This is a genomic window from Rudaea sp. (genome assembly GCF_057139185.1).
In genome coordinates, this window is the sequence record NZ_DBNHDN010000014.1 from 137,023 (window position 1) to 159,891 (window position 22,869).

General features: G+C 65.6%; 19 protein-coding genes. 10 read left to right on the plus strand and 9 right to left on the minus strand.

The genetic code is table 11. The features are described from left to right. Positions 1-6: 6 nt before the first annotated feature. From AC16HO_RS05875 to AC16HO_RS05885, 3 genes are all read right to left on the minus strand, one after another. Complete coding sequence (locus AC16HO_RS05875; RefSeq protein ID WP_395642912.1) at positions 7-558, minus strand: hypothetical protein; 552 nt, start codon at positions 556-558, stop codon at positions 7-9. Positions 559-604: 46 nt separating this feature from the next. After that, entirely contained in the window at positions 605-2,713 is a 2,109-nt protein-coding gene (locus AC16HO_RS05880; RefSeq protein WP_395642911.1) for an FUSC family protein, read from the minus strand. 75 nt (positions 2,714-2,788) lie between these two features. Further along, on the minus strand, positions 2,789-4,039 hold the full coding sequence (locus tag AC16HO_RS05885; RefSeq protein WP_395642910.1) for a polyhydroxyalkanoate depolymerase: 1,251 nt from the start codon (positions 4,037-4,039) through the stop codon (positions 2,789-2,791). 337 nt (positions 4,040-4,376) lie between these two features. Here AC16HO_RS05885 and AC16HO_RS05890 point away from each other — a divergent pair, with 337 nt between their 5' ends. From AC16HO_RS05890 to AC16HO_RS05910, 5 genes are all read left to right on the plus strand, one after another. Continuing rightward, positions 4,377-6,206 (plus strand): FAD-dependent oxidoreductase, encoded by a 1,830-nt coding sequence (locus tag AC16HO_RS05890; RefSeq protein ID WP_395642909.1) that lies wholly within the window; start codon positions 4,377-4,379, stop codon positions 6,204-6,206. After that, positions 6,203-8,056 carry a 2-oxoacid:acceptor oxidoreductase subunit alpha gene (locus AC16HO_RS05895; RefSeq protein WP_395642908.1) on the plus strand — a complete coding sequence of 618 codons (1,854 nt, stop codon included), beginning with the start codon at positions 6,203-6,205 and terminating at the stop codon, positions 8,054-8,056. The genes AC16HO_RS05890 and AC16HO_RS05895 overlap by 4 nt, the downstream gene beginning before the upstream one ends. After that, positions 8,053-9,108 (plus strand): 2-oxoacid:ferredoxin oxidoreductase subunit beta, encoded by a 1,056-nt coding sequence (locus AC16HO_RS05900; protein ID WP_395642907.1) that lies wholly within the window; start codon positions 8,053-8,055, stop codon positions 9,106-9,108. The genes AC16HO_RS05895 and AC16HO_RS05900 overlap by 4 nt, the downstream gene beginning before the upstream one ends. 159 nt (positions 9,109-9,267) lie before the next feature. Beyond that, entirely contained in the window at positions 9,268-9,870 is a 603-nt protein-coding gene (locus tag AC16HO_RS05905; RefSeq protein WP_395642906.1) for a class I SAM-dependent DNA methyltransferase, read from the plus strand. 55 nt (positions 9,871-9,925) lie between these two features. Next, a complete protein-coding gene (locus AC16HO_RS05910) occupies positions 9,926-10,453 on the plus strand; it encodes a hypothetical protein (protein ID WP_395642905.1) in 528 nt (175 codons plus the stop codon). 137 nt (positions 10,454-10,590) lie between these two features. On the opposite strand, the gene AC16HO_RS05915 is transcribed toward AC16HO_RS05910, so the two are convergent. Beyond that, the gene (locus AC16HO_RS05915; protein ID WP_395642904.1) at positions 10,591-11,913 is read right to left on the minus strand and encodes a DEAD/DEAH box helicase; all 1,323 of its coding nucleotides are present in this window, start codon (positions 11,911-11,913) and stop codon (positions 10,591-10,593) included. 477 nt (positions 11,914-12,390) lie between these two features. Here AC16HO_RS05915 and AC16HO_RS05920 point away from each other — a divergent pair, with 477 nt between their 5' ends. After that, positions 12,391-12,903 (plus strand): YkvA family protein, encoded by a 513-nt coding sequence (locus AC16HO_RS05920; protein WP_395642903.1) that lies wholly within the window; start codon positions 12,391-12,393, stop codon positions 12,901-12,903. A 2-nt stretch (positions 12,904-12,905) separates the two neighbouring features. Here AC16HO_RS05920 and AC16HO_RS05925 read toward each other — a convergent pair whose 3' ends face one another. Then, on the minus strand, positions 12,906-13,397 hold the full coding sequence (locus AC16HO_RS05925; protein WP_395642902.1) for a C40 family peptidase: 492 nt from the start codon (positions 13,395-13,397) through the stop codon (positions 12,906-12,908). Positions 13,398-13,522: 125 nt separating this feature from the next. On the opposite strand from AC16HO_RS05925, the gene AC16HO_RS05930 reads away from it, so the two are divergent. Then, positions 13,523-14,011 carry an FKBP-type peptidyl-prolyl cis-trans isomerase gene (locus AC16HO_RS05930; protein ID WP_395642901.1) on the plus strand — a complete coding sequence of 163 codons (489 nt, stop codon included), beginning with the start codon at positions 13,523-13,525 and terminating at the stop codon, positions 14,009-14,011. 44 nt (positions 14,012-14,055) lie between these two features. Here AC16HO_RS05930 and dbpA read toward each other — a convergent pair whose 3' ends face one another. From dbpA to AC16HO_RS05945, 3 genes are read right to left on the minus strand one after another with little or no spacing between them, the layout of a single operon-like run. Further along, the gene (gene dbpA, locus AC16HO_RS05935) at positions 14,056-15,444 is read right to left on the minus strand and encodes an ATP-dependent RNA helicase DbpA (protein ID WP_395642900.1); all 1,389 of its coding nucleotides are present in this window, start codon (positions 15,442-15,444) and stop codon (positions 14,056-14,058) included. Between the two features lie 3 nt (positions 15,445-15,447). Continuing rightward, on the minus strand, positions 15,448-16,305 hold the full coding sequence (locus AC16HO_RS05940) for an SDR family NAD(P)-dependent oxidoreductase (RefSeq protein WP_395642899.1): 858 nt from the start codon (positions 16,303-16,305) through the stop codon (positions 15,448-15,450). 54 nt (positions 16,306-16,359) lie between these two features. After that, on the minus strand, positions 16,360-18,954 hold the full coding sequence (locus AC16HO_RS05945; protein ID WP_395642898.1) for a serine/threonine protein kinase: 2,595 nt from the start codon (positions 18,952-18,954) through the stop codon (positions 16,360-16,362). Positions 18,955-19,281: 327 nt separating this feature from the next. Here AC16HO_RS05945 and AC16HO_RS05950 point away from each other — a divergent pair, with 327 nt between their 5' ends. The 3 genes from AC16HO_RS05950 (at position 19,282) to AC16HO_RS05960 (ending at position 22,579) form a co-directional block, all read left to right on the plus strand. Next, positions 19,282-20,016 carry a CsgG/HfaB family protein gene (locus AC16HO_RS05950; protein ID WP_395642897.1) on the plus strand — a complete coding sequence of 245 codons (735 nt, stop codon included), beginning with the start codon at positions 19,282-19,284 and terminating at the stop codon, positions 20,014-20,016. After that, positions 20,013-21,065, plus strand: coding sequence for a hypothetical protein (locus AC16HO_RS05955; protein ID WP_395642896.1), 1,053 nt, complete (start codon positions 20,013-20,015; stop codon positions 21,063-21,065). Before AC16HO_RS05950 ends, AC16HO_RS05955 begins: the two co-directional genes overlap by 4 nt. A 155-nt stretch (positions 21,066-21,220) precedes the next feature. Further along, positions 21,221-22,579, plus strand: a complete 1,359-nt coding sequence (locus tag AC16HO_RS05960; protein ID WP_395642895.1) for a hypothetical protein — start codon at positions 21,221-21,223, stop codon at positions 22,577-22,579. 149 nt (positions 22,580-22,728) lie between these two features. Here AC16HO_RS05960 and AC16HO_RS05965 read toward each other — a convergent pair. Beyond that, positions 22,729-22,869, minus strand: a 141-nt coding sequence (locus tag AC16HO_RS05965) for an ECF-type sigma factor (RefSeq protein WP_484335337.1), incomplete at its 5' end; no start/stop codon positions are given.

Genomic DNA, 22,869 nt, shown 5'->3' on the forward strand with positions numbered 1-22,869 from the left:
AGGGGCTCAGTGCGGTTTGGCCGTATGCAAAACCTGGGCGCAGCCGGTTTCGTAGGCTGCGGTCCAGTCCGCGCTCGTCGTCGCGAGCAGCGGGCGAGCGCAGCGTACGTGGATGAGGATCTTCGAGGCGAGATACCAGGCTTCGCGGTATTCGTAACGCTGCTTGCCGTCGAGCGCGACGTAGTGAGCGGCGTCGGTTCCGCCCTCGGTGCGAGCTTCGTAGCCCGGAGATTGCCTGGCTTTGTTGATGCCCGCGTTGACGAGGGCCGGAAATACCGCGGCGTCGTTGAGCAATTTCGCTTCGACCGATACCTGGGCGGCTTCGCCGCTGCCGGGCTCGGCCGGGTCCTTGATCAGGAAGGCGATGAACTGTGGCGTGCCTTCGGTCTTCTGCATGATCGCGGGCCAGTTCGGCGGGGCGGAGAATTTGACCATGCCTTCGTACAACGCGTAAACCGTGCCGGGGTCGCCGGCTTTGCCTTGCTGTGCGGCGGCCGCGCAAACGGGCAGAGCGGCCAGCAGGACGCAGGCGATGAGAATTCTCGTTCGGGATGTCATTGCGATCGATGAGCGATGCGACGTAGGCAAGGAGCCGGCGCGCAGTCTAGCCGACTTCGCTGCTGCCGGTATGGGTTGCCGCCTTGCGATCGAGCAGATGTGCGAGCGTGTTGACAGAATCGGTGGCGCGGTCGCAGGCATCGGCGATGGCCAGAGCGACGGCATGCGCGGCGGCGTCCGGCGGGACGGCAGCCAGGGTCCTGGCTAGCTCTCGTTCGCAGGTGCGCAGGCCTTCGACAAGTACGGGGTGGTCGTGGCGCAGGCCATCGGCGATGTCGTCGAGCGCGGCATCGACGCGCTGCGCGAATGCGATGACCTGTGCATGCGCGGGTCGTTCGCGGCTGTCCTGGAGCACCGCCTCGAGCGCCATGCTCGCGCGCACGAAGCGGTTCGCGTTGGCGAACACGCTTTCGGCAAGGGCGATCAGTTCGAGGTCCGGCTTCGGTTCGCCACGCGAGCGATCGAGCGAGGCCTGCGCATTGGTGCGGGCGCTGCGCGAGACGGTGCGCGCTTCGCGCCGCGCAGTGGCGTCGCCGTCGAGCAGGGTGGCGAAGTACACTCCATAGGATTCGATCAGCGTCGCGAGCGAAGGGCGCAGTTGTTCCCATGTCGGCCATAGCGCGTAGGCGGTCAGTGCGAACGTGCAGCCGATCGTCGTTGCGATGCCGCGCACGAACATCGTGTCTCCGGGAGCGATGCCGTAGAACGCGAGCAGAAGGACGATCAAGCCCGTCAGCATCATCACGCCGAGGCCGTAGTTCATCGTCGTCAGCATGCGGAAACCGATGCTGAGCAAGGCGAGAAAGGCCAGCTGCGCCCAAACGTTGCTGAGTGCGTAGTGCACGAGTGCCGTGGTCAGCACCAGGCCCGCCAGCGTGCCGGCGACGCGCAGCAGGCCGAAACTGAAGGTACCGGCGAAATCGGGCTTGAGCACGATCGCCGTCGTCATCGGAACCCAGAACCCGTGCGCATAGCCCGACAAGCGCTCGCCGACCACGGCGAGGCAGACGCAGACGCCGAGACGCAGCGCGTGGCGAAACGCGACCGACTGCAGGTGCAGGTTGGCGCGCAACGTCGCAAGCGGGCTCAGCGTACGCAGCGTCGCAGGCAGGCGCGTTTCCTCCGCTTCGGCTTCGATCTCGCCGCGTGAACCGGCGAAGCCCGCATTGCGGATTGCGGCGCGCAGTTGTCCGCCCAACGCCTGCGCACGCGCCAGCGCAACCGTCAGCGTGCGCCGGTGCGACGGATCGGCGTGCGAACCCAGATCGTCGAGTGAAGCCAGAGCTGCATCGAAGCCTTCGATCGAGCCGCTCGTCGCTTCGGCCGTGGTGCCTTGCTCGAGCGCTTCGCCGATGCCGTCGAGCGTGCGCGACGCGTATTCGCGCAGGCGCAGCAAGGTGTGGCGTGCGTCGCCTTCGGGCAGGGCGTCGATCGCATCGCCGAACGCCAGCAGTTCGAGGCGTACGCGCTCGACGATTCGTGCAAGGACGCGGAAACGTTCCATTTCGGCGCCGCGCGCACGATGCGCGCCGTTGAGCAGTTGTTCGACGTCGAGCAGGCCTTGGGTAACCGGTGGCGGCTTTTCGAGCCGGTTGCTGGAGAACGGGCGGTGGGTGATTGCGGCAAGCTCGCGATAGACGCGCGCGAGTGCGGTGCGTTCGGGGCGATAGCGTTGCAGCGGCCAGGCGGCGAGCGCCAGGAGCATCTCGATCAGGCCGCCGGCGAAGATCAGCAGGCCGGTGCTCGCAGCGCCTTTGAAGTCCTGGGGGTCGGCGCCCATGACCAGCACGAGGATGATGCTGGTCAGGCCGGCGCGTCCGGCGTTCGGGCCGAGCGCCACGAGCATGCCGCCCGCGATGCCGCAGATCAGCGCGGCAATCGCCATTGCGACCGCATTTGCGCCGAGCAGGCTTCCGGCGAATCCCGACAGGCCCGCAACGAGCGCACCCAACAACATGCGCTGCATGCGCAGCCGGTACGGTCCCGGCTGATCGAGGAACATCGTGTTCAGCGCGCCCGATGCGATGCCTAACCCGATCACCACATGTCCCGTGGCAATGCCGATGCCGAGCGGCAGCACCAGGCCCGCGGTATTGCGCAGCGCGACGCCGAATGGCACATCTCGCGGCTTGAGCTGGATCAGGGTGCGGAGCATGGCGTGATTCTAAGCCAGGTGCGCACGACACCGGCCACCCCGGGGGCGCGGCCGCAAGCGGATGCGACGAGTCGCTTACGAATACTGGCGGATGAAGGAACGCACTTCGGGATAGACGCTCTCACGCCAGCGCCGTCCCGAGAAGATGCCGTAGTGGCCTGCGCCCTTGACGGTGAGGTGCTGGCGGTCGGCGGCGCGAATGCCCTTGCACAGGTCGTGCGCGGCCTGGGTCTGGCCGACGCCGGAGATATCGTCGAGCTCGCCCTCGATCGTCAGCAGCGCGGTGCGCTTGATGTCGGCCGGCTTGACCAGATTGCCCTTGACCTTCCACGTGCCGCGCGGCAGCGCATGCTCCTGGAACACGGTGCGCACGGTGTCGAGGTAGTACTCCGCCGGCATGTCGAGCACGGCGTTGTATTCGTTGTAGAACTCGCGATGCGCGTCGGCGTCGTCGAGGTCGCCGCGCAGCAGGTCCTGATAGAAATCCCAGTGCGAGGAGAAATGCCGGCTCGGGTTCATCGCGACGAAACCGGCATGCTGGAGGAAGCCCGGATAGACCTTGCGGCCCTTGCCTGGATAGTTGTTCGGCACCGGGTTGATCACGTTGGTCCGGAACCACTCGATCGGCTGCGTAGTGGCGAGGTCGTTGACCTTGGTCGGATTCTTGCGCGTGTCGATCGGGCCGCCCATCATCGTCATCGTGCGCGGCGTGGTTTCGCCGGCCGACGCCATCAACGAGATCGCGGCGAGCACGGGTACGGTCGGCTGGCAGACCGAGATGACGTGCAGGTTCTTCGCGCCTATGTGGCGAATGAATTCCTGAATGTAGGCGATGTAGTCGTCGAGATGGAACGGACCGGCTTCGGCCGGCACCATGCGTGCGTCGATCCAGTCGGTGACGTAGACCTTGTGGTCTTGCAGCAGCGTGCGCACCGTGTCGCGCAGCAGCGTCGAATGGTGCCCGGACAGTGGGGCGACGACGAGCACGGCGGGATCGTTCTTCAACTGCTGCAGCGTGGCGATCTCGTCGCTGTAGCGCTTGAACCGGATCAGGTTGCAGAACGGCCTGGCCAGCGCGAGCTGCTCGACGATGGGTACGGCGTTGCCGTGTGCCTGCACCGTGTTGATGTTGAACGCGGGCTTTTCGTAGTCCTTGCCAAGGCGATAGAGCAGCTCGTAGTTCGCCGCCGCGCGACTGGCGCCGGGCAGCTTCGACAGCCAGCTTTCCTTCGACGAAAACATGCGTGCGCTGCTCTCGGAGAACGTGATCAGCGGATTGAGCAGCGCGCGGTTGAGTTCGTGCAGTTGGTACAGAAACATCGTCATCGCTTGGGGGGTCCGGCACGCGAAAACGCTATGCTAGTCCGCATCGCGCTGCACCGCAACAATCATGACCGGAGACGCACCCAAATCGGAACACCGCCACGAAGCCATGAAGATCACGGCGGAAAAGCCACGAAGAAGGGTGAAGGTGCTTGTTTGCGGTGCAGGTTTCATCCTCATCCTTGACTCTTCTTCGTGACCCCCCTGTGCGCTCCGTGTCTTCGTGGTCAGGCTCATGCTTTTGAACGTTCTTTTCAGGAATGTTTCACGCGAGTAGACTCCGGCTCAAGCGGCAAACCGGAACCCCGACCGGGTCAAGACCGCATCGCGGAGGGTGTTGGTGAAAGCGACAGATATTCGCGTACCCGACTATTTCCACAAAGTCGTCGATTGTCAGTGGGCCTGCCCGGCCCACACCCCGGTCCCCGAGTACATCCGACTGATCGCCGCGGGCCGGCATGACGATGCCTATCTCGTCAATTGGAAATCGAACGTCTTCCCCGGCATTCTCGGCCGCACCTGCGATCGCCCCTGCGAGCCGGCCTGTCGGCGCGGGCGCGTCGAGGATGCCGGCAACAAGCCCGAGCCGGTCGCGATCTGCCGCCTGAAGCGCGTCGCCGCGGACAACAAGGACCGCGCCGCGGTGCGCGCGCGCATGCCGAAGCCGGCGGCGAAGAAGAATGGCAGGCGCATCGCCTGTGTCGGCGCGGGGCCATCGGCGCTGACCGTCGCGCGCGATCTCGCGCCGCTTGGCTACCACGTCACCGTATTCGAGGCGGAGAAGAAGGGTGGCGGTTTCATGCGCACGCAGGTGCCGCGGTTCCGGCTGCCCGAGGAAGTGATCGACGAGGAGGTCGGCTACGTGCTCGATCTCGGCGTCGAATTCCGCGGCGGCGCGCGCATCGAGTCGATGCGCGACCTGCTTGCGCAGAACTACGACGCCATCTTCGTCGGCAGCGGCGCGCCGCGCGGCCGCGATCTCGATCTGCCGGGGCGCAAAGAGGCCGCGGCCAACATCCATATCGGTCTCGACTGGCTCGCCTCGGTCTATTTCGAGCACATCAAGAGCATCGGCAAGCGCGTGATCGTGCTCGGCGGCGGCAATACGGCGATGGACTGCTGCCGGTCCTCGCGCCGGCTCGGCGGCGAGGACGTGAAAGTGATCGTGCGCTCGGGCTTCGAGGAGATGAAAGCCTCGCCGTGGGAGAAGGAGGACGCGATGCACGAGGGCATCCCGATCCTCAACTACCTCGTGCCGAAGACGTTCGAACATCGCGGCGGGAAACTCGTTGGCATGACGTTCGAGAAGGTACGCGCCGAGCGCGACGCGAAAGGCCGCCGCCAGCTCGTGCCGACCGGCGAACCCGACGCGTTCTTCGGCTGCGACGAGGTACTGATCGCGGTCGGCCAGGAAAACGCATTCCCGTGGATCGAGCGCGACCTCGGCATCGCCTTCGACGAGTGGGGAATGCCGCAGGTCGACAAGGCGACGATGCAGTCGACGCTGCCGGGCGTGTTCTTCGGCGGCGATGCGGCGTTCGGTCCGAAGAACATCATCTGGGCGGTCGCGCATGGCCACGAAGCCGCGGTGTCGATCGACAGGATGCTCAACGGCGAAGACATCCGCGAGCGCCCCGAGCCCGCGGTCAGCCTGATCTCGCAGAAGATGGGCATCCACGAATGGAGCTACGACAACGACATTTCCAACGACCAGCGTTACGCCGTGCCGTGGCGCGAGAAAGCCGCGACGCTGAAAAGTATAAAAGTGGAAGTCGAGCTCGGTTTCGATGCGGCGACTGCGGTACAGGAGGCGCAACGTTGCCTCAATTGCGACGTGCAGACCGTGTTCACCAAGGATGCCTGCATCGAATGCGATGCCTGTGTCGACATCTGCCCGATGGACTGCATCAGCTTCACCGGCAACGACGACGAGGCCGGGCTGCGCACGCACCTGACCGCGCCGGCGCTGAACCTGGCGCAATCGCTGTACGTGTCCGACGCGCTGAAGACGGGCAGGGTGATGGTCAAGGACGAAGATGTCTGCCTGCACTGCGGTCTCTGCGCCGAACGCTGCCCGACCGGCGCGTGGGACATGCGCAAGTTCCTGCTCGAAACCACCCAGGCTGGCCCCGGCTGCCACAAGCGCGCGGCGCAGAGGACGGCGGCATGAACGCGCAAATCGAAACCAGGCGGCATCCGCGCATCGAAGCGACCAACGATTTCGTGGTCAAGTTCGCCAACGTCAACGGCTCCGGTTCGGCCTCCGCGAACGAACTGTTCGCGCGCGCGATCCTGCGCATGGGCGTGCCGGTCAGTCCGCGCAACATCTTCCCGTCGAACATCCAGGGCCTGCCGACCTGGTACGAAGTGCGCGTCAGCGAGCGCGGCTGGCTCGGTCGGCGCGGCGGTGTCGATCTGATGGTCGCGATGAATCCGCAGACCTGGGATGCGGACCTCAAGGAGATCGAGCCTGGCGGTTACCTGTTCTATGATTCGACGCGGCCGCTGCCGGCGTCGAAGTTCCGCGACGACATCCACGTCATCGGCATGCCGCTGACCGCGATCTGCAACCGTACCTACGCCGACGCGCGTCAGCGCCAGTTGTTCAAGAACATCATGTATCTCGGCGCGCTGTCGATCCTGCTCGACATCGACGCACGCGAGATCAAGCGTCTGTTCGCCGAGCAGTACAAGGGCAAGGAGAAGCTGCTCGATTCGAACGTGCAGGCGCTGGAACTCGGCCGCGAACACGCCGCGCAGCATCTCGATCCGATCGGCCTGCACGTGCAGCGCGCGGACAACGTCGGCGACAAGATCTTCGTCGATGGCAACGTCGCCGCCGCGCTCGGCTGCGTCTACGGCGGCGCCACGGTCTGCGCCTGGTATCCGATCACGCCGTCATCGTCGCTGGCCGAGGCGTTCCAGAAATACTGCATGAAGTATCGCGTCGATGCCGAGACCGGGCGCAACCGCTTCGCGATCGTGCAGGCCGAGGACGAGATCGCCTCGATCGGCATGTGCGTCGGCGCGGGCTGGAACGGCGCGCGTGCGTTCACCACGACCGCCGGGCCGGGCATCTCGCTGATGAACGAGTTCATCGGCCTTGCCTACTTCGCCGAGATCCCGATCACGATCATCGACGTGCAGCGCGGTGGCCCGTCGACCGGCATGCCGACGCGCACGCAGCAGTCCGACGTGCTCGCCTGCGCCTACGCCTCGCACGGCGACACCAAGCACGTGCTGCTGCTGCCCGAAGACCCGCACGAGTGCTTCGAGTTTTCGGCGCAGGCATTCGATCTCGCCGATCGCCTGCAGACGCCTATTTTCGTGCTCACCGATCTCGACATCGGCATGAACCAGCGCCTGACCGCGCCGTTCGCGTGGAACGATACGCGCGAGTATGACCGCGGCAAGGTGATGACTGCGGAAGAACTCGAAGCGGGCCGCGATTTCGGTCGCTACAAGGACGTCGACGGCGACGGCATCCCGTACCGCACCTATCCCGGCACGCACGCCGAGCGTGGTGCCTACTTCACGCGCGGCACGTCGCGCGATCCGTACGCACGTTATTCCGAGCGCGGACCGGACTACATCTACAACATGGAGCGCCTGCTGCGAAAATGGGAGACAGCCAAATCATTGGTGCCGCAGCCGATCCTGCGCAGTACCGGCGGCGAAGCCCAGGACGGCGTGATTTTCTACGGTTCGACCAGTCCTTCGATGGCCGAAGCGATCGAGCTGCTCGGCAAGCAAAGCCTCGTGCTCGACACGCTGCGCGTACGCGCGTTCCCGTTCCCCGACAGCGTCGGCGAATTCATCCGCCGGCACGAGCGCGTCTTCGTCGTCGAACAGAATCGTGACGGCCAGCTGCGCACGCTCTTGATCAACGAATTCGGCATCGACCCGGCGCGGCTCGTGGCGATCCTGCACTACGACGGCACACCGATCACGGCGCGGTCAATCGCCGCTGCCATCGCGGCGCAGATCCGGCCGACCAAGGCGAAGGAGAAAATGGCGTGACCTACATCGCCAAACCCAAACTCCACCACCCCACGCTCGCCTGCAACGCGATCGGCTTCACCCGCCGCGACTACGAAGGCAAGATTTCGACGCTGTGCGCCGGCTGCGGCCACGACTCGATTTCTGCCTCGATCATCCAGGCCTGTTGGGAGCTCGACATCGAACCGCACCGCGTCGCCAAGCTGAGCGGCATCGGCTGCAGCTCGAAGACGCCGGATTATTTCCTCGGCCAGTCGCACGGCTTCAACACGGTGCACGGGCGCATGCCCTCGGTGCTGACCGGCGCGAACCTCGCCAATCGCGACCTGCTCTATCTTGGCGTATCTGGCGATGGCGACTCGGCTTCGATCGGCATCGGCCAGTTCGTGCACGCGATCCGGCGTGGCGTGAACATGGTCTACATCGTCGAGAACAACGGCGTCTATGGTCTGACCAAGGGCCAGTTCTCGGCGACCGCCGACCAGGGCTCGAAGTCGAAGAAGGGCGTGGTCAACACCGACAGCCCGCTCGACCTCGTCGGCCTCGCGATGCAGCTCGGCGCCACCTTCGTCGCGCGCGGATTCTCCGGCGACAAGAAACAGCTCGTGCCGCTGATCAAGGCCGCGATCGCGCACAAGGGCGCGGCCTTCATCGACGTGATCAGTCCCTGCGTCGCGTTCAACAACCATGCCGGCAGCACGAAGAGTTACGAATACGTGCGCGAGCACAACGAGGCGGTGAATCGCCTGGATTTCATCGACGTGCGCGCCGAGATCACGGTCGACTATGCCGAAGGCGAGATCGTCGACGTGACCCAGCACGACGGCAACATCATCCGCCTGCGCAAACTGCGCGCCGACTTCAACACGCACGATCGCGTCGCCGCGATGAACTACGTGCACGCGCATCAGGCCAAGGGCGAAGTCGTCACCGGCCTGCTCTACGTCGATCCCGACGCGCATGACCTGCACGAGCACTTCAACACGACCGAAGTGCCGATCAATCGCCTCGGTGCGAAGGAGCTGAGTCCGGGCGCGGAGGTGCTGGCGAAGATCAACAACTCACTGCGGTGAAGCTTCCCTTCTCCCGCCGGGAGAAGATGCCCGAAGGGCGAATGAGGGAAAGGCGCTCCAATATTCGCGCGCGTAGTTAGACCGAAACGCTTGCCCCTCGTCCGGCGCTTCAGTGACGCGACTTCTCCCGATGGGGGAAGGGAATCCAAATCGAACGCAATGACCAAACTCTACGACCGCGCTTATTTCGACCGCTGGTATCGCCACTCTCAGCATTCGGTCAATACGCCCGCGCTGCTCGAACGCAAGGCCGCGCTGGCGATTGCCGTCGCCGAGTACTACCTCGGCCGGCGCGTGCGCAACGTGCTCGACGTCGGCTGCGGCGAAGGCGCCTGGCGCGCGCCGCTGAAAAAGTTGCGGCCGAAGATCGACTATCTCGGCATCGATTCGAGCGAATACGCGATCGCGCGCTACGGTCGTGCACGCAACCTGCGCCTGGTCGGTTTCGGCCAGCTCGCCGAACTGCGCTTCGGCGACGACTTCGATCTGGTCGTCTGCTCCGACGTGATCCACTACCTGCCGTCGGCCGAACTGCGCCGTGGACTCGTCGGCATCGCCGACATGCTTGCCGGCGTCGCATTCCTGGAGTTGTTCACGTCGAAGGACGCGCTCGACGGCGACAAGCACGGTTTCATCGCGCGCTCGCCGAAATGGTATTTGTCCACATTTTCGCAAGCAGGGCTGACTGCTTGCGGCTCGCACTGCTATCTCGGGCCGAAGCTCGAAGCGTCGGTCGCTGCGTTGGAAATGTCAATTCGATAAGGCGTCCTCAGCGTGCGTTTCGCGCACGCTACCACGCCAATCTCGAGGAGGAGTGATGCGGCTGTTTGTTGTGTTCGTTCTTGCATTCGCCTTAAACGCTTGCAGTTCTATGGGAACTGCTCACCTTCGCAAACTCGATAGGCAAGAAGGCGATGTACGCCTCGCTGCGAGAATACCCTCGGGGAAACATCAGATTCACGAGAATCTCCCGGTTACGATCAGTCTGAAGAACATAGGGAAGAAGCCGGTTCTCATCCCGAATGCTTGGATCGCAACTACTTCTCTCTACGCCGAAGATTCGTCTGGCAAAGGATTGGTTGCCAACCCTATTCGCGAAATGCGGCTGCCACCGTCCTTGCCGGGCAGAGAATGTGACGATATGCGCAATTTGGAGCCTGGACAGACGGTGGAAAAAGTGAATCCCATAGCCGTATCTGAACTTGGAATTGAAACGTCCGGTATCTACAACATCCTCATCGGCTATCGTCCGAACGGGTACAACCGGGAACTGACGTGCGACGGTGCCTCGTTCTACGTGGGTTATCCGGAGGTTTCTATCGAGGTGGATATTTCGGAGCGCTAAGACCGGCTGCAAAACCTAGCATCATTCTCGATCGCCTGGCATGAGCTATGCGCTCACCACTCTGCTTCGTTTGCAAATTGCGTTGGAGTCAAACCATCCCCACCCAACCCTCCCCTTGAAGGGGAGGGCTTTGAGCATCAAGCCTTCCGCGCGTCGCGCCCGCCGCGCCAGCTGCGCTGCTTGTTAGCCGCCGCATGCGGCTTTGGCTGCTGGCCTTTCGGCCCCTGTGCATGCGGACGACGCGCATGATTCGGCTTGCGCGCAGCTTGGTTAGGCTTCGGCTGTCCGCCACCGCCGTTGCCGTCGAGGCGCAGCGGTGAACTCGGCTCGAAACCTTCGACATTCTCGATCGCGATGTCCTGCTTGAGCAGGCGGCGGATGTCGCGCAGCAGGCGCGCTTCGTCGTGCGAGACGAGCGAGACGGCGAGGCCTTCGGCGCCGGCGCGACCGGTGCGGCCGATGCGGTGGACGTAGTCCTCGGCAACCATCGGCAGGTCGAAGTTGATCACGAGAGGCAACTGGTCGATGTCGATACCGCGCGCGGCGATATCGGTGGCGACGAGTACGGTGATCTTGCCGTTCTTGAAATCGGCGAGTGCGCGCGTGCGCGCGTTCTGGCTCTTGTTGCCGTGGATCGCGGCGGTGCGCAGGCCGTGCTGATCGAGGAACTTGGCGAGCTTGTCCGAACCGTGTTTGGTGCGGCCGAACACGAGCGTCTGGCGGCGGCTGTCGCGGCTGAGCAGCTCAAGCAGCAGGTCGCGCTTGCGCGACGCGTCGACCGGATGCACGCGATGCGTAACCGTCGCGACGACGCTGTTGCGCGCGGCGATCTGCACTTCGGCCGGATCGCGCATGAACTCGCGCGCGAGCGCCTTGATCTGGTCGGCGAACGTGGCCGAGAACAGCAACGTCTGGCGATTCTGCTTCGGCAGCGCATTGAGCACGCGCTTCATCTGCGGCAGGAAGCCCATGTCGAGCATGCGGTCGGCCTCGTCGAGGACGAGGATTTCGATGCCCGAGACGTCGACCGTGCGCCGTTCGAGGTGGTCGATCAGGCGGCCCGGCGTGGCGATGAGGATGTCGACGCCGCGGCGCAGCGCGTCGATCTGCGGCCCCATGCCGACGCCGCCGAAGATCGTCGTCGCGAACACGCGCAGGTGCTTGGCGTAGGCGCGCACGTTCTCGTGGATCTGCGCGGCGAGCTCGCGCGTCGGGGTGAGGATGAGCACGCGCGGGCGACGCTTGCCGCCGACCGGCGCGGCGTCGGCGAACAGGCGCTGCAGCAGCGGCAGGGTGAACGCGGCGGTCTTGCCGGTGCCGGTCTGCGCGCCGGCGAGCAGGTCGCGGCCTTCGAGCACGAGCGGGATGGCGGCCTGCTGGATCGGCGTCGGCGCGTCGTAGCCTTGTTCGGCGAGAGCGCGCAGGATGGCGGGCGAGAGGCCCAGGGCTTCGAATGACATGTTTCAGTTCCTAAAATTCGCGCACAAGCGCGATCGGCCCGCAATGCGGACCGATAAAAAAATCCTCAGCGTTTCCGATAAGCCGCGCCGTGGGCTGGGCGGCGGGCCGGACGAATCCAGGTGCCTGCCGCAAGGGCGTCGTAGCCGGAGGATGCGGACTCGAGTCGAGCCCGAAACGGAAAGAGAAGCGACGCAGTGGATAAAGTATACCGCAGCGGTCAATCTGCCGCAATGGCCGCGAGCGGGGCAGGTAGCCGCGTCCTCCAGCTGGCGGTCCGTGGCTGCTCCGGCAAGGCGGAGTCGTGGAATAATCCATGCCCGTGCGATCAGTCGGCAATTCGCGGATGAAAAGATCGAACCACGAAGAACACGAAGCCAGAAAAACATTGATTTGCAGCCTTTCTTCGTGTCCTTCACGGCCGAGGCTCTTCTGCTTTTGGCAACTGATCGGATAAGCACGGAATCGTTCACGGCATCATGCGCATCACGATCGAAATCGAAACGAAGGACCTTGCGCGCTTCCACCAGTCGCTGAAGCGCTCGCGCCATGTGGCGCAGGAAGCCGACGAGGCGGATATTCTCGATGCGGCGAAGCAGGCGCTGGATTCGGCGCCGCTGGCCACTGCGCCGACCTATGTGCGCAAACGCATCGGCGGCGTGCAACGTCTGATCACGATGCTCGAGGACGACGCCTGGGCGCTGCCGGCGCCGTGCCGCATCGACGTGCTCGAGGCGCTGGTGTATTTCAGTGACCCCGAAGACCTGATTCCCGACGACATCGAGGTGATCGGCCTGCTCGACGATGCGATCATGCTCGAACTGCTGCTGCGCAAGCTTGCCCCCGTGCTGCGCGCCTACGCCGATTTCTGCAAGTTCCGCGACGAACTCGCCGCGACGCGACCCGCGACGCGGCATGAGTATGCGGCGAGCCTCGCGCGCAAGCGCGACGCGTTGCGCGCGAGGCTTGGCCGAAGCCGGCGCGCGGCGTAGGGTTACAGGCGTACGCGCCGCGCACCGCTGTAGTGCTTGTTCCAGTAGACGTTGCTCAGATAGTCCAGCCGCACCGTGCCGCCTTCGTTCGGCGCGTGCACGAAACGGTCCTGGCCGACATAGATGCCGACATGGCTAATGTCGCGGCCGGACGTGTTGAAAAAAACCAGGTCGCCACCCTGCAGCCGGTCGCGGCGCACGTCGGCGAGGTCGAGCGCGTACATGTCCTGCGTGGTCCGTGGCAGCGCGACTCCCGCAATCGTGCGGAACACGTAGACGACGAGGCCGGAGCAATCGAAACCGCTCTCGGGCGTGTTGCCACCCCAATGGTACGGCGTGCCGACGAGGCCGATCGCGCGGAACAGGATGTCGTTCGGGCTTGCGATCCCGCGCGGTGCGGGTGGTGGGGCGGGAGCGGGGCGCGTGCGCGGCCCTGCACAGGCCGCGAGCAACACGATCGCCAGGATCAGCGGGAGGGAACGAAGGCAGCGCATCGCCGCGCACGTTCCGGCAAAACCCGAGGCCTTGTCAATCGTTTGCGTCCCCGCACCGAATGGGCGTTCAGCCTGCCTGTATAATCGCGCACTTTGCAGACAATGATTCCATTCAAGGAAAAGCGATGAAGGCGGAAAAAAACAAGGTCGTTACCTTTCACTATCACCTCACCGACGAGACCGGAACGAAGGTCGATTCCTCGCATGATCGCGCCGAGCCGCTGACGATCCTGTTCGGTCACGGCCAGATCATCCCCGGCCTCGAGCAGGCGATGGAAGGCCACGAGGCGGGCGACAAGTTCGACGTGAGCGTGCCACCCGAACACGGCTATGGCGAGCGTCGCGAGGATTTCACCCAGCGCGTGCCGAAGAAATACTTCCGAGACGCCGACCATCTCAAGTCGGGCGATGCGACTGTGCTCAGCGTACAGGGGGGCGGCTATCGCCAGGTCGTTGTGCTCAAGGTCGGCTCCAGCGTGATCGACGTGGATCTCAACCATCCGATGGCCGGCAAGACCTTGAAGTTCGACGTCGAGGTCACCGACGTGCGCGACGCCACGCCCGAAGAGGTCGAGCACGGGCATGTGCACGGCGAGGGCGGGCACCACCACTGAGCCGGCACCGACCCCGGCGCCCGGCCGCGCGCAGTAGCGTTTGTTCAAATGCGCGCGGTGCGAAACCTGCGACCCTTGATACCGCTTGCGCGCAACCGGTTCAGCGCCTTGTCGGCGACACCGCGCGCGATGGCGACGTAGGAGCGTGTCGGGAAGATGTCGATCTTGCCGATCGCATCGGCGGCGAGGCCGGCGTCGCCGGTCAGCGCGCCGAGGATGTCGCCGGCGCGCAGCTTGTCGGTCTTGCCGCCGTCGATGCGCAGTGTCGCCATCGTGGCCGGCAGGCCGTCCTTCGCCTTCGCGTTCGGCGCGGGCAGTTTCGACCATTGCAGCCTGGCGTCGGGGTATCGTTCCAGCTCGCGTTTTTCCAGTTCGTGCGCGCGGTGCATTTCGCGCGGCGTGACCAGGTTCAGCGCGAGCCCGGTCTTGCCCGCGCGTGCGGTGCGGCCGATGCGGTGGCGGTAGATGTCGATATCGGGTGGCAACTCGTAGTTGACCACCGCGGCCAGGTCCTTGATGTCCAGCCCGCGCGCCGCGACGTCGCTGGCGACGAGCACGCGGCAGGAACGGTTGGCGAAGCGCACGAGTACCTCGTCGCGATCGCGCTGGTCGATGTCGCCGTGCAGTGCAAGTGCGGCGATGCCATGGCCGCCTAGCGCCTCGACCACGTCATCCACATCCCTGCGCGTATTGCAGAACACGACGCTGGACTCGGGCCGGTGATGCAGCAGCAGTGCGGCGAGCGCGGCCGGTTTGCGCGCGAGATCGATTTCGAAAAAATGTTCGTCGATGGCCGGGCGTTCGACGGCGTCGGCAATCGTCACCTCGAACGGGGCGCGCAGCGTTTTGCGTGCGATCTCGCGGATCGGTTCGGGAAATGTCGCCGAGAACAGCAAGCTTTGCCGCGACGGCGGCGTCTTGCCCACGATCTCGCGGATCGCCTCCTCGAAGCCCATGTCGAGCATGCGGTCGGCCTCGTCGAGTACGAGCGTGCGCAGCTTGACGAGACTGAGCGCGTGCTTGCGCAGCATCTCCTGCACGCGCCCGGGCGTGCCGACGATGACGTGCGAATCCTTGCGCAGGCTGGCAAGCTGCGGTGCGAGGGCGATGCCGCCGGTCAGGGTCAGCACCTTGAGGTTGGCGATGTCGAAGGCAAGGCGGCGTATCACCGATGCCACCTGGTCGGCGAGTTCGCGCGTAGGACAGAGCACCAGCGCCTGCGGTTTGACCAGGGCCGGATCGAGACGCTGAAGCAGGCCGAGGCCGAACGCGATCGTTTTGCCGCTGCCGGTCGGCGCCTGCGCAATCAGGTCGCGGCCGGCGAGCATGGCCGGCAAGGCCTGTGCCTGCACCGGCGTCATTGTCGTGAAGTCCAGCGTCGTCAGCGCCTTGAGCAGCGGCGCGGCAAGCGGGAGCGCGGAGAAGTCGGGCATGGGTCAGGGACTGGGATTGAGCGAAGGCGCGTCCACTACGCGGAATTTCCGGCCCTGTCGCGCCGCCATGCGCAGGGCGAGGCGATCGGGCAGCAGCTTGTTCAGCGCCTTGATCGCACGGTTGATGCGGCCGGGAATGTAGACCGCCTCGCCGCGTTCGACGGCGCCAAGACCTTCGCGCACGACGCGGTCGGCCGGCATCCACAACCATTTCGGCATTTGCGCGACGAGCGCACGCGAACCGGTGACGTCGTGGAACTCGGACCGGGTGAAGCCGGGACAGAGCGCGCAGACGTGGACGTTCCGGCCGCGATTTTCGAGCGCGAGCGCCTGCGAGAACTTGATCAGGTAGGCCTTGCTCGCCGCATACAACGTGTGCCCCGCGGGCGCGGGCACATGCCCGGCGAGCGAGGCGAGGTTGACGATGCGGCCGTAGTGCCGCTCGCGCATGCCGGGCAACAGGCGCCAGGCCAGTTCGGTCGGCGCGGTCATCAACACCTGGATGAAATCGGCGTGGGTCTGCCACGGTTGCGAGATCAGCGAGCCGGGCACGCCGTAGCCGGCGTTGTTGATCAGCACGTCGACGGCGAGGTCGCGCCGCGCGAGTTCGTCGCACAGCATCGCCGGCGCGTGCGGATCGGCGAGGTCGGCGGTTATGCAATCGACCTGCGCACCGTGCGCGGCCTTCAACTCCGCGGCGAGCGCGGCGAGGCGATCGGCGCGGCGCGCGGTCAGCACGAGGGCGTGGCCGGATGCGGCGAGCTGGCGCGCGAATTCCGCGCCGATGCCGGCCGAGGCGCCGGTGACCAGCGCGCGGCGTGGGTTGGATACAGCAGCAGGATCGGGACCGTTGTTCGTCATCTCCGCAGAATATCAGCTATCCCACGCGATCGCCCCGCGCGCTGCGTGCCGTCGTCAATGCGCCTGCAATTTTGCCAGCGCGCCGCGCGCACGCGCGGCGCCGGTACGGACGAGTTCGACGATGTCCTGGTTTTCCTCGTCGATCATTTCCGGAATCTGCGTGACCAGCGTGTTCGAGTTTTCGAACAGCGCGATCGCTTCGCGCTGGAGCGCGATGCGCTCGGCCAGCAACAGATCGACTTCCGCGCTGCGGCGCAAGCCGAATTCGGCCTTGAGCGCGTCGATCCACGCGCGTACCGCGATCATCTGGCGCTGCCCGGAAAGATAGCCGGGCAGTTGTTGCACTACCCGTTCGATCGCGGCGAGTTCTTCGAGTTGCGCGCGCGGCGACGCATTCGCACGCAATTCCATTTCCACCTGTTCCAGGCGCATGGCGATGCGGTTGACCATCGCGGTCGGCTGGCCCGGGTCCTGGCGCTGCATCTCATCGTCGTAGACGCGTGCCTTGCGATAGTAGGCGCGTGCCGCGTCGAAGTCGCCCGAATGCGCCGCGATCGTGGCGGCGGTGCTCGATTCGAGCACGAGGTTGACCAGGTTCTTGATGTCGCGCGGATCCGTCGCGTAGAGGGCTTCCTGCTGGCGGATCGAGTCTTGCGCATACGCCAGGGCTTTCGCCCGGCGTTGCGGGTCGTCGTGGTCCTCGAGCTGGGCGCGTGCGAGATAGAGCGATGTCGTCGCCAGCGAGTTGCCGGTGTCGTCGCGTTCCTTGTCGTCGCGGGCCGTGCGTTGCGCGGCTATGTAGCCCGCGAGGGCTTCCCTGAGCAGGGCGAGGCGCTGGCTCACGGGGATATCGATACCGGGCGATTTGGCGAATTCGGCTAGGGCCGTCGCGCGCGCGTGGGTCAGCGACGATGGCTCACCGGCGTCGGGCGCTTCGCGCGCCAACGCGGCGGCCATCTCGAAGTGGACTTTCGCCACATCGAATTTCTGCGCGTCGGCTTCGCTGCCGGCGAGCAGGGTTTGCGCCATGATGCGACGTTGCCGCGATGCTGCATCCGGCGGCGCCAGCGCCTCGGCCTGCTTGATCGAAGCGAGGGCGCGGCCCGCAGCATCGGAGCGTTGCGCCGGTGGCACGTACGCGCGCTCCTGCATCTGCGCAAGCTTGATGTAGCTGCTCGCGATCTCGAGCAGCAGCGCGCGGTTGTTGTCCGCGTCCGCGCCGAGCCGGTTGAGGTACTCGATGCCGGTGTCGAGCAGGATCTGCTGTGCCTTCGCCGTGCCGGGCACGTCGACGATCTGCAGGAACACATCGCCGATGAAGCGGTTGGCCAGGCCGCGCACGCTGTCGAAATGCCGTTCGGCGCGCGCCTTCTCCGCACGCGCGCTGCGCGCCTGCTGCAGGGCATAGGCCGACAGCGTGAGCAGGCTGGCGACGGCGAGCGTGCCGAGGGCGACGCCGAGGCAGTGGCGCACCAGGAACTTGCGCGCGCGATAGGCGAGGGCACCGTCGCGCGCGCGCACCGGGCGGTTGGCGAGATGGCGGCGCACATCGTCGGCGAACTGCTCGACCGAGGCATAGCGCCGCGCCGGTTCCTTGCGCAGCGCCATGAGCACGATCATGTCGAGGTCGCCGCGCAGCGCGCGGCGCAGACGTTCGGCATCCAGCGTCGGCGCGGTCGCCGCCGGATCGCGCCTGGACTCGGCCGTCGCGCTCGGCCGCAGCGGATCGGTGCTGACGATCTCGCGCACGAGGGCGTGCAACTGCGAGTTGTCCGAGCGGTACGGACTGCGCCCGGCGAGCAGGCGGTAGAGCAGCACGCCGAGCGAGTACACATCGCTCGCGGTCGTGATCGTCTCGCCCTTGACCTGTTCGGGGCTGGCGTATTCGGGCGTGAAGGCGTGGATCGTGGTCGTCCCGTCCCTGCCGTCGGCGCCGGGTTCGACGAGGCGGGCGATGCCGAAATCGAGCAGCTTCACCATGCCTTCGCGGTCGATGAGGATGTTGCTCGGCTTGAGGTCGCGATGCACGACCAGACGCTGGTGTGCGAACTGCACCGCCGCGCAGACTTCGCAGAACAGCTCCAGGCGTTCGCGCACGCCGAGCGCGCGCCGCGCGCAGTAGCGGTCGATCGGTTCGCCGTCGACGTAGTCCATGACCAGATAAGGCAGGCCGTCCTCGCTGCTGCCGCCGTCGATCAGGCGCGCGATGTTCGGATGGTCGAGGCCTGCAAGGATCTGGCGCTCCAAGCGGAAGCGCGCAGCGACCGCTTCGCCGCCGAGGTCGGAGCGGATCAATTTGATCGCAACTTCCTTGCGGTATTCGTCGTCGTCGCGCACGGCCTTGAACACGCTGCCCATGCCACCGCGCGCGACTTCGCCGACGATGCGGTAGGGGCCGAAGCGGCGGCCGACCCAGTTCGACCTCATGCCCGCGGCCGCGGCGGACTGCAGCAGGCGGGTGTCGACTTGCGGCGGTTGCTGGAGGAAATCGTCACCATCCGCGGCACTCGCGATCCACGCCAGCGCCTCGCGGCACAGCGCCTCATCGCTGCCGCAGCGCGCGCGCGCGCGCGCGTCGCGCTCGGCGACCGGCAAGTCCAGACATTCACCGACGATGTCGGTGAGCTTCTGCCAGCGTACGGAATTCATGATTCCCCAAAGCGGAAAGCGACCCAAAGCGGCTCACCCCGCACTCCCCCGCGGACCCCGATGAACCGATTGGCGTGATTCTACGCTCAAACGATTGCAGCGAATCTCATCCGCAGCCGCAAACTCGAATTGAAGCGCCTGGAGCAACGAGCGGCTGCGCGACTTTCAGGCATCGGCAAGCGGCCGACGAGGTTCGCTTCTTTGTCAGGCAACCTGGCGTTGCCATGTTTCCAATGGCGGAATGACTTCCTTATGGCGTGTTCGCAAACCAATTGTTCCAGTTTCCTTAATCGATCGTTGCAGCGCAACCGGTGCCGTGGGCATACCGTGCCGGCTCTGATCGCGCGCCTGCTGCTGGCCTGTGCGCTGCTGCTGCTATTTCCTGCGCGAGGTTCCGCGGGGAGCGACGGCAAGCCCGTATTCGGTGTTCTCAAATTCCAGGATGAAACCGGCGCACTGCCGTTCCAGGGCGGCATCGGACGTGTGCTGACCAACATTCTCGCCAACGAAATGGCGGCGCGGCCAGGCTTCACCGTGGTCGAGCGCCGGCGTCTGCAGGCGATCCTGGAAGAGCAGGATCTCGGTACGTCCGGTCGCCTGCGCCCGGGCGATGGAGCGCGCATCGGCGAACTGACCGGCGCGCAGTACCTGGTCATGGGCACCGTCACCGCGTTCGAGGAGGGCGTCGAGAAGAAAAGCGCGCGCGGTTCCTTCCGCGGCATCGGCGGTTCGCGCGAATCGAGCACGGCGTATCTGGCGATCGACCTGCGCGTGGTCGATACGACCACCGGCGAAATCGCGCAGGCCCGGACCATCGAAGGGCGTACGACCAGGACCGCATCGTCGGTCGGCATCGATGCGGGCATCGCCAGCTTTGGCTACGAAACGCTGCACAACGAGGCACTGGCCAAAGTCGTGCGTGCGGCGATCATCGAAGTCATCGACTACCTCGAATGCACGATGGTCAGGCGCGACGCCTGCATCGCGGTTTACGCGGACAAGGAACAGCGCCGTATCGAAGGTACGCGCAAGGCAATCAAATTCGACGGAGGCAACCGATGAACATCACCCGCTCACGACGCCTGCATGCTGCACCGGCGCGACTGCTCGCTGCCGTGCTGCTCGCCTGGGGTACGGCCGACGCGGCCACCGTGCTGGAATACGCGCACGATGGCGACTGCGCGACGGAATTCGAACGCATGGCGATCGACGGCCTGCGTGCGCGCGTGGACATGCGCATGGAAGGGATGCCGATGTCGACCCTGTTCGACGATGGTGAGCAGATCATGCACCAGCTGATGCACGAAACGCGCACGTACATGACGGTGGAGTCCGACGACGATGCCATCGATTTCACCAGCGATGTCGGCCGCAGCGTGTCGCTGTACGCCGAAAAGCAGACGAAAGCGGTTACCGGTATGGACAATGCGCAAGCCATGGCCGTGTTCCGCGACATGCAGGTTGCCGCGTGCCCGGAGATGGCCGGAATCGGTTTCTCCGACCCCGACTACGCGGATGCGGCGCAACTCTGCGCGGAAAAAATGGCAAGTGCACCCGCAGCCGCAGGCGTGGATCGCCGCCAGGCGATTGCGCAGCGGCTCAGGCAGCGCGAAGGCCGCCCCGCCGCATCTGCCGCGAAGGGTGCCGGCGCAGCGGTGAAATGGTCGACGACCACGGTCCGGCGCGCGGATGCATCCGAAACCGTCGATGCGCATGCCTGCATGCGTGAGCGGATCATGCGCGGCGACGTCGTGCTTCGGGAGGACTGCATGGCCGCGGTGGACTCGCTCGGGCTGGACCCGCGCGCGCAGCGTCGGCTCAAGCGCATTGCCGCAGTCGGCAAAGGCATGAGTGCAGGCGTCGCCAGTCTGTATCCGCAGGCAGAGATGGATCGCGTCGGGCCCCCGGCGATCAGTATCGAACGAATCTGTCATCGCGATGGTGCGGTCAGTGGTCATGCGCGCCTGCGCATTCGCACGGATACCGCGATCGACGCCAGCATCTTCGAATTGCCCCCGGGCTATGCGCCGATGCAGATGGCGCGCCCCAGTGATACCGCGCCGACGCAACAGCTCGATTTGTTGCAACCGTCCGGTTCGCTGCAGCGTTGAGGCGCACAACGTCGGCCAGTCACCCCAACGCCTGGGATGGCTCAAGCCGACGCCGCTGTGGCCATGGCGAATGCCGATGAGCCGATTTTCCCTTTTCTACGCTCAGAGGATTGCAGCGAGCCCATTCGGGATCGCTAACCGATAAGGAAACCGCCATGTCCCACGCATCGTCCGCTTTCCCATCCGCCGGCACCACGCGTACGCCGGGGCGCCGCCTGCGCACGCTGGGCGCTGCGGTCGCGCTCGCCGTCACCAGCGCAGCCGGTGCCGCCGACGCGCCGAAGCCTTCCGCAGCGCGCGGCCCTGTCGCGCAGTACTGGATGGATCTGGCCACCTACAACCTGATGGGCATGGACGAGATGCCGCAGATGGGCGGCATCGCCGGCAGCATGATGAGCGGCATGATGGGCACACGTGCCGCGCCGGGGCGCGACGGGCGTCACGCCAAGGGCGTCGGCAACTTCGGCATGACCAAGTACGCTGGCATGCCGGGCAGGCAAATCGATATCGCGCTGTACACCGCGAACAAGCCGGCCGGCACGAGCGCGACGCAGCAGACACCGGAGCGTGCCGATGTCGGTGCGGAACCGTTGCATCTGGTCACGCCGCCGCGCGAAGGCAACAGCGGCGGCGGCGAAGAGGCGTCCTGGCCCGAGCGCCCGCGCGGTCGCATCCTGTTCTACTGGGGCTGCAGCGCGACGGTAAAACCGGGCCAGCCGCGCGTGATCGACATGGGCAAGTTCTCCACGCAGGAGTACGCCGGTTTCATGCAGGGTCGCGGCGTGACTGACCGCGGCGCGCGTGCCGAACCGGGCTATGCGATCTGGCCGAACGACCGCGAGAACTCACGCGTCGCGCGCGACGCTTCGCTCGTCGGCGAGCATGTCGTCCGCGGTGACGGGGTGCCGGACAACCTGAAATTCACCCTGTCGCGCGACCAGGATTTCATGCCAAGCCTCAAGCTCGATTCGGGCGGAAAACTCGCTGATTCGATCCGCGTGCACTGGCCATCGATTGCGCAAGCGCGCGCCTATCTGCTCACCGCCACGAGCGCGAGCGAGGACAAGTCCGGTGCGCCCGATCTCGTCCTGTGGAGTTCGTCCGAGCTGCCCGATCCGGGCACGGGCCTGATGAACTATGCCTCGAACGCGAACGTCGACAAGTGGTTGCGCGAGAAGGTCCTGCTTGCGCCGACGCAGACCGAGTGTGCGGTGCCGGCCGGCATCTTCGCCAAGGCCGGGACCGCGATGCTGCAGGGCATCGCCTACGGCAACGAAGCGAACTTCTCGTATCCGCCGAAGCCGGCGAGTGCGCCCGCAACTTGGTCGCCGGACTGGGTCGCACGCGTGCGCAACAAGTCGGTGGCGATGAACATGCTCGGTGAGAGCGCCGCATCGATGAGTGGCCGCAGTCGCGACGAAGACGCTGGCCGCGACGGCGACGGGGAGGACCGCGGCAAGCGTGGCGAGAAGAAAGGTCCGGTCGACGCGCTCAAGGGTCTGTTCGGGCACTGAGGCCGCAGCCGCACGGGCATGCCGTCCACCTGCCTGATGCGTTGCGACCAGCCGGGAATGCGAATTCATTCGAGCGAAGCGCTGCCGCAGACGCCGCTCGAGGCGCATGGCGGATGTCGGTGCCGCCGTAACCCGTGCAGCAGCCGCGCTCAGACCGGTGGGCCGACCTGCGCCGCATCGAGTTCGCGGCGCAGGAACAGCCGAGCCATGGTCCAGTCGCGCTTGACCGTGGCCGGCGAAAGGCCCAGCGCCTGCGCGACTTCCTCGATGGCGAGGCCGCCGAAGTAGCG